At 66.0% G+C, this 506-nt stretch carries 1 protein-coding gene; it reads left to right on the forward strand.

The genetic code is table 11. The features are described from left to right. Window positions 1–195: 195 nt before the first annotated feature. Window positions 196–506: hypothetical protein (locus tag AB1L30_RS01580; protein WP_367011572.1), on the forward strand; the 311-nt coding region annotated here is incomplete at its 3' end.

Consider the following 506-nt stretch of genomic DNA (forward strand, 5'->3'; position numbering starts at 1 on the left):
CGCCCGTGTAGATCTCGGCACGCACGTCGAGATGTCCCTGGCTGACCTCGTCGCTCACATCACGCAAGTGTGTCAGCGGCTTCACGATGATGTATCGCACGATCAAGTACAACGCGATCATCGACAGCGCGACAACGGACCACCGATCGCCCCTTGCCACCGCTCCCACCGCGACATCGCGAGACGCCCGAAGGGATGAAAGAGCAACATGAAATTGGTCACGGCATCCGAAAACGCGTCGGCGTCCACCCGCCAGCCGCCCTGGCCGAGGCCATTGCCGATCGCCGATCCCTCTGGCGGCCCGACTACCACCCCTCCGGCCCCGCGCAGGACTGGGCCTTCGATCGCCTCGTGGCCGAATCCGTCCGCCTCGACTTCTGCGAGGTCCGCATCTGCGCCGCCCGCTTTGAACGCGCTGCCCGCGCCTCCGAATCCTGGGACGACGACCAGGCCGCCGCCACGCTCGTGCTGATTACCTGGCTGGCGATGTCGGCTGTTGTCTGGGC

Origin of the sequence: Bremerella sp. JC817 (assembly GCF_040718835.1) — a bacterium.
Lineage (GTDB): Bacteria > Planctomycetota > Planctomycetia > Pirellulales > Pirellulaceae > Bremerella.